The sequence below is a fragment of the Malonomonas rubra genome (assembly GCF_003247215.1).
Lineage (GTDB): Bacteria > Desulfobacterota > Desulfuromonadia > Desulfuromonadales > Geopsychrobacteraceae > Malonomonas > Malonomonas rubra_A.
Window position 1 is genome coordinate 1 of record NZ_QKAP01000042.1, and the last position, 6,385, is coordinate 6,385.

Here is a 6,385-nt window from a genome sequence, read left to right on the forward strand (position 1 = left end):
GTGCTGTTTCAGCACATCGTCCAGCTTTAATAAGCCTGGATAGGTTTTCACCTGCTCCACCACTTCCGTTTTTTTCGCCAGGCAAGGAAAAACACAGCCGCAGGAATCTTCAATAGCTTTCAAGGGACCGTTTGGATGCTGAGACAGAGAAAAGGCATCAAGGGTCAATGTGCGGCCCTTATTTTGGATCAGCGCCCTTTCGACCACATTCTCCAATTCCCGGACGTTGCCCGGCCAAGGGTAGTCGACCAGCTTTTCTAGTGCGCCCGGGGCAATCGGTGGGGCATTGCGGAAACCAAACTCTGCTGCTTTTCGAGTTAGGAAATACTGAAGCAGTAGGGGGATGTCTTCCTTTCGATATCGCAGTGGAGGAATACTGATCGGGAAAGCGTTGATGCGGAACCACAGATCTTCCCGGAAGGCTTCCTCGGCGACAAGTTTTTCCAGATTGCGGTGAGTGGCGGCGATCACCCGAATATCAACCGGGATCGATTGGTGTCCGCCAACCCGCTCAATTTCACGATTTTGCAGGACTCTCAACAGGCGAACCTGAGCTGCCGGTGGCAATTCACCGATTTCATCAAGGAAAATGGTTCCACCTTGGGCCTGTTCGAAACGGCCCCTCTTTTGTGCGATTGCGCCGCTGAAAGCTCCCTTCTCATGGCCGAATAACTCGCTATCTATCAAGGTTTCCGGAATAGCGCCGCAGTTAACCTTGATAAAGGGACCATTACGACGTTTTGACAGGTTGTGCAAGGCATTGGCGAACACTTCTTTGCCTGTTCCGGTTTCACCGAGGAGCAGCGCCGTACTCTGCAGCGGAGCGACCTGTTTAAGCATTGTCATCACTTCAGCCAGTCCCGATTTGGCCCCGATAACAGCAGTTTCTTTAGTGTGAAACAGTTCATGTTTTAACTGCCGATTATCCTCCTCAAGAAGTTGCTTCAAACTGACAACTTCCTGATGGTGTAGAGCGTTACCTAAAGCAATGGTCAGAGGCTCGCGCACTGAAATCATCAATTCTAAATGATCAGAATTGTACAGTCCCACACCTTTGGCCTGCACTACCAAATAGCCGAGCCGATCATCATCAGTGCGTAGGGGCATGATGACTTCCGAACAGCCCTGGTTTTTCACATATGGAGCCACTGCTCTGGTTAATGGATCCCTAGCTGTGTCGAGGACCAGCCGGTCAATTTGAATTGCCTCTTGAAGCTTTTTCGCAACTTCTCTTGGGATGCGTATCGGTCTTAACTCTGTCATCGGTCCTTCCGGTGTCACGGTCGCAACATGTTTAAAGGAAAGATTCGATGAATCATAAAGCCCGAAAACCAGCGAATCGATCGGAATAATTTCTCGCAGATAGTTGAAACAACGGTTTAAGGACACTGAAATATCCAGGCTGCTGCTTAGCGCCAATGTAACATGGCGAAAGAAATCATCTTTATCGACAACCATTTTCGACCTCCCATCCATGAAATCTCATTATTGCCAAATATGGCAATAATTTCACAAATTGTGAATTAAGACAATTTTCAGTTGTCGTATTCGGCAATTTGTTCATGTAACTATCGCTAAAATGCTGAAATAAAACGAATTAAATATTGGCACGATTTCAGCTATCCCCAGGCCCGAGGCAAAGAAAGGAGAGAATAGCGCAATCAAGCAACGCCTTAGGAGTTCCCACAACAATCTTTTAACCTGGAGGTAACGTAAATGTACCAATCGGAAACGAGCAACAGACCATCGGCCATCCTGTTACTGGCCGGTCTGACGATTTTACTCCTGCTCGGCATGCCAATCCTGGCAACTGCTGCAGAAACAGCCAGCTTGGTTGGCAGCGAACGCTGCCTGGAATGCCATGAACAGCAGGCTGAAACATACAACAACTCGCTTCATGCCCAAGCTTGGAAATCAATCGGAGGAAACTACACAAATAGTGGTTGCGAATCTTGCCATGGTCCGGGCAGTACCCATGTCGACAGTAACGGTAAACCAGACATCATCAACTTCAGTGGCAAGCAGATTTCGGAGAGCAGTACCTGCCTCTCCTGTCACGAAACATCTCCTGAGTTGGCACTATGGAGTATGGGAGCGCACGCCCGTAATGATGTTGGCTGTGCTGCCTGCCATACCATTCATGGCGAAGTTCAACCGGTGGCCAACCAGCCGGAGGTTTGTTTCAGCTGTCACCGGGACATCAAATTCGATAGCAATAAGCAGTCGCATCACCCGATCATCGAAGGGAAAGTCAGCTGCAACGATTGCCATAACCCGCACGGTGCTCTCAGCGAGGGACAATTACGTGCCAACAGCAAAAATGAACTCTGTTACCACTGCCACGCTGACAAGCGCGGTCCGTTTCTCTGGGAGCACCCGCCGGTCGAAGAGGACTGCGGCAGTTGTCACTCCTCCCACGGTAGTCGCCACAACAATCTGTTGACCAGCAAGGTTCCGAACCTTTGCCAGGACTGTCATGATTGGAATCGCCATCCAAGCACCACTCTCGATTCTAGCAGCAACTTTTCCGGCACCGCCAGTAACCGTTTCATAGCTCGCTCCTGTTTGAATTGCCACGGCACCATTCACGGCAGCAACGCACCGCACAACCCAGACAACGGGTACAACGGTGGTCACTACTTTGTGCGATAGGAGGAACGGGATGAACAAGCTATACAGTTTTCTACTGATTGCCCTGCTGGCAATTCCGACAAGCGGCTTTACAGCTGATACAACCCTGACCGGCAGCGCCGAGTTTGGCGTCCGCAGTGTTTCTCTTAATAACCAGAGTGGTCGCTTTAGCGAATATCAGAATATAGACGAAGGTTTGGTTGGCAATGTTGACATCAACACCCAAAAAGATGGTCGCTACCTAAATCTGAAGATTCAATCTGCCGGTGAGAACGACGAATCGATTGAGTTCAGCGGTGGTCAGTACGGCAGCTACAAATATTCTCTCTTCTTTGATGAGATGCGGCATAACTATTCCTATGACAACCGGACTTTTTATAGTGGTATCGGCTCTGACACTTTGAGCTATTCAGCGACAGACGATGTTGCCGTTCCGATAGCCCATACTGCAAATGTTCCTATCGACATCAGTTTGTGGAACACCTTCGACTATGGCATCGAGCGAAAGAAGTATGGCGCTAAAATAGACATCGATTTCACAACACCCTTTTACATCAAGGTTGATCTGCGCCAGGAAGAGACCAACGGCACCAAGCCGTTTGGCGTGGCAAGTGGGGTTTTTGGTTCGTTCAGTGCCGCCAACTTCTCCCCCTTCGGCCAATTGGTGGAACTCCCTGAACCGGTCGATTACGAAAACACCACCCTGAAGCTGACCAGCGGCTACTCCACCAAAAAATTCCTAGTAGAACTGGCCGGAACCCTCAGCACCTTCGAAAACAACAAGGATTTACTCACCTGGCGCAACCCCTACGTGACGGCACAGGAACTTAGTGAAACCAGCGTTCTGGCCCCAGATAGCGATTACTACAAGCTGTCGGCCAAAACCGTCATCAAGCAGCTGCCACAGAACTCCGTGTTGGCCCTCAAGGCAAGCATCGCCAAAATGGAGAGCGACATCCCGCTACTCAGTGGGATTTGGTCGTCTAACAATGGCCCGACCTTTGGTGGTGGTGCGCCGATTTACACATTCACGACTCTCGGCTTGAATCAGTCCAAATTCGAAGGTGATGTCACCACCACAACAGGCTCGATAGCTCTGAGTTCAAAACCAAGCAAAAACCTGAGCGGCAAGCTCTATTACGATTATTTCAACAAGGATAATTCTTCGAGTCATATCGTTTATACCAACCTGACTTCCTTCAATACTGTTGAAAATCACCTGTTCGAGTATGAGAAACATCGCGCGGGAATCGACCTGAGGTACAAGCTGACACCAAAGAATAAGCTAAGCGGTGGTTATGAATTCAAAACGGTCGACCGGGAGCGCGACGATTTCGAATCAACAAGCGATCATAAACTGTTCGTTCAGTTGAAAAACACCAGCATCGATTCTGTTGCCCTTAAACTTAAACTTCAGTACCTGGATCGTTCCGCTGATTTTCTGCAGGCTGACGAAGGTGCCGATGTTTTTGCTGCGACTGCGATTGAGCGTTTTCACTATCGTTACGACGTAGCCGACAAGGTTCAAACCCTGGCTAAACTCGGAGTCGAATTCTATCCCACGGACAATCTCGACCTAGGGCTGGAATACAGCTACAAGATCAATGACTATGACGAAACCCTGCTTGGTCTGACCGAGGATGTCCGCCACGAAGTCTATGCGGATGTCGCTTACCACATCCCTAACGTGGTGCGCTTAAGCGGGTATGTCGGCTACGAGAAGGTCAATCAGGATTCTAAAAACCGCCAGTTCAGCAGTGGCGACAATACGAATCCCGCCTCCGGAACGGTGGGTACGGCATTCAACTGGTCGCAAGAGTTGCAAAGCGACTACTGGGCGCTAGGTGTCATGGCGGAAGTGCCGCTGATCGAAAATAAGCTCTATGCAGTATTGGCTTATAACTACCAGAAGAATGACGGCTCAAACGAGATGAACAGTGAAGGTGCAACAGCTCTGGAAGACATCGATGAGGTCGATGATTACGACCTGCAACAGATTGAAGCCAAGTGCCTTTATACCTACAGCGAGAATCTGAAAATAGTTGTCGGATACCGGTATGAAAAGCTCGATTACGCCGATGATCAGTACGAGGACTACAATTTTTCCAAGGTCGGCGCTTTTGACAGTTACTACTTGAGTGGAGCCTATGCCGATAACGACTATGAAGCCAATATTGGTTATCTGGCATTGAATTATCGTTTTTAACTCATCGGATACTTTCTGCGGATCGGGGGGCACGACTCCCCGGTCTGCTTTTAGCAAAAAATCAAAATGGAGAACTAAGCATGACCTCGACGTTATACATCACCTGCAACCTCAAACCGGACTCTAAGTAGACATTTTCGGCGGGTCTCGTAACTTGTTCCCTAATGCTTGTGGGTGGTTAAGGGGATTATGCTAAATTAGAAATTCCGAAAAATCAGTGTCTCATATATCGTAAGTTTCAAGATGAATTCCTCCGGATTTCTAGGGGCATTTCCCGTTGCCAAATTTCATGATTGCGAGGTATCAACTCCAGCATTATTGCCCTCCACCGTAAGGTTTTGTACACTACTATCGCGCAATGAAACCATGAGATTTTCCGGAATCCCATATGGTCCTAAGGTAGGGGCAAGTCCAATTGCCCCATAATCTTAACATAGGGCTGGGGCAAATCTGCGGGGTCAGGTCAAGCTTCTAATTTACGGACGATTACTTCCACCCCTCTCCCCCTTTTTTATGTTTATTGCCGTGGCCACGGTCTGCTCTTTTGTCGGAATCCCGATAATCATTCTGTTTGCGGCTGTGCTCTCGGTCATTTTCGCCCCGGTGGTCCCAACCCCGGTCGTGATCCCGATCACGATCGTACCGCTCCGGGCGGTAGCTTCCCCCGCGGTAAAGGGCTTTGTCTCTATTGTAGACGACGTATTCGTGGTCCCGATATGTGCGGATGTCACGTAATCTTTGCCTGCGCAGGCCGCGGGGAAGATGGTCGTGATGAACAACCTGCCAGGGGCCGTTGTATCCAGACCCGACGTGCCAGACATTGTCGAAAAAGAGGTAGAATCTTCCGTCGACCCTAAATAGGTCGTAAGGAACCCCGACAGCAACCTGGAAGCCAAGTGGGACAGGGGCGAGGAAAAGTGGAGGCTCCGGAAAAATAATCGGCACTCCGACGGGGGCTCCTACATTGATATTGATATTGACGTTAGCCGACCAGGCCGGCGCCGTCCCGAGCACCCAACATAACGCGAGCAGGGGTATTTTACTTTTCATTTTCATTGGTAACCTCCATGAGGGCAAATGCGCCGACATCCGCCGGCAGGGTGTGAACCAACAAACCATATGTGGAGTGGACAGCCAACTTGAGGCCGACCGAAATAGAACCCAGGAAATATCAAAGACTAACCACGCACCAGCACGGCTCCTAGGGGTACATGGTACTTCAATTCGTAACAGTCTCCAGGCGGTGGCTGTTGCCCGGGCGGCCTCCCAGTGAACCAAATGCGACATTTACCCGAAGGTGGCATATGCCCCGGGGGAATGGGCGGACGTTCTTCCCGATTCTCTGCCTGTGCGGGATAGCCTTCGGGATAGCCGTACAACCATTGAGCAAGAGTATCCCGCCAGCTAGCAGAAAAAGGGTGATCAGAGGAGGAACACATGTTCGGCATCTTTTTGCTGTTCCTGTGGACTTCCAAAGCAGCCCGAGTTGTCGGAAATTAATCATGTCATTCACCCTGATGTTGTTTCCGGCATGGACAATCGACCCTG

At 49.8% G+C, this 6,385-nt stretch carries 4 protein-coding genes; 2 read left to right on the forward strand and 2 right to left on the reverse strand.

Annotated features, from left to right (window positions below):
* A partial coding sequence (locus Q7J88_RS04110) for a sigma-54-dependent Fis family transcriptional regulator (protein WP_303720886.1) occupies positions 1–1,458 on the reverse strand: 1,458 nt, incomplete at its 3' end.
* A gap of 258 nt (positions 1,459–1,716) precedes the next feature.
* Between Q7J88_RS04110 and Q7J88_RS04115 the strand changes: the two genes are divergently transcribed.
* Together Q7J88_RS04115 and Q7J88_RS04120 are read left to right on the forward strand one after the other, a co-directional pair.
* Entirely contained in the window at positions 1,717–2,652 is a 936-nt protein-coding gene (locus Q7J88_RS04115) for a DmsE family decaheme c-type cytochrome (RefSeq protein WP_303720887.1), read from the forward strand.
* A gap of 10 nt (positions 2,653–2,662) precedes the next feature.
* The gene (locus Q7J88_RS04120) at positions 2,663–4,837 is read left to right on the forward strand and encodes an MtrB/PioB family decaheme-associated outer membrane protein (RefSeq protein ID WP_303720888.1); all 2,175 of its coding nucleotides are present in this window, start codon (positions 2,663–2,665) and stop codon (positions 4,835–4,837) included.
* Between the two features lie 486 nt (positions 4,838–5,323).
* On the opposite strand, the gene Q7J88_RS04125 is transcribed toward Q7J88_RS04120, so the two are convergent.
* Positions 5,324–5,893: a hypothetical protein gene (locus Q7J88_RS04125; protein WP_303720889.1), complete on the reverse strand. Its 570-nt coding sequence runs from the start codon at positions 5,891–5,893 to the stop codon at positions 5,324–5,326.
* Positions 5,894–6,385: the final 492 nt, after the last annotated feature.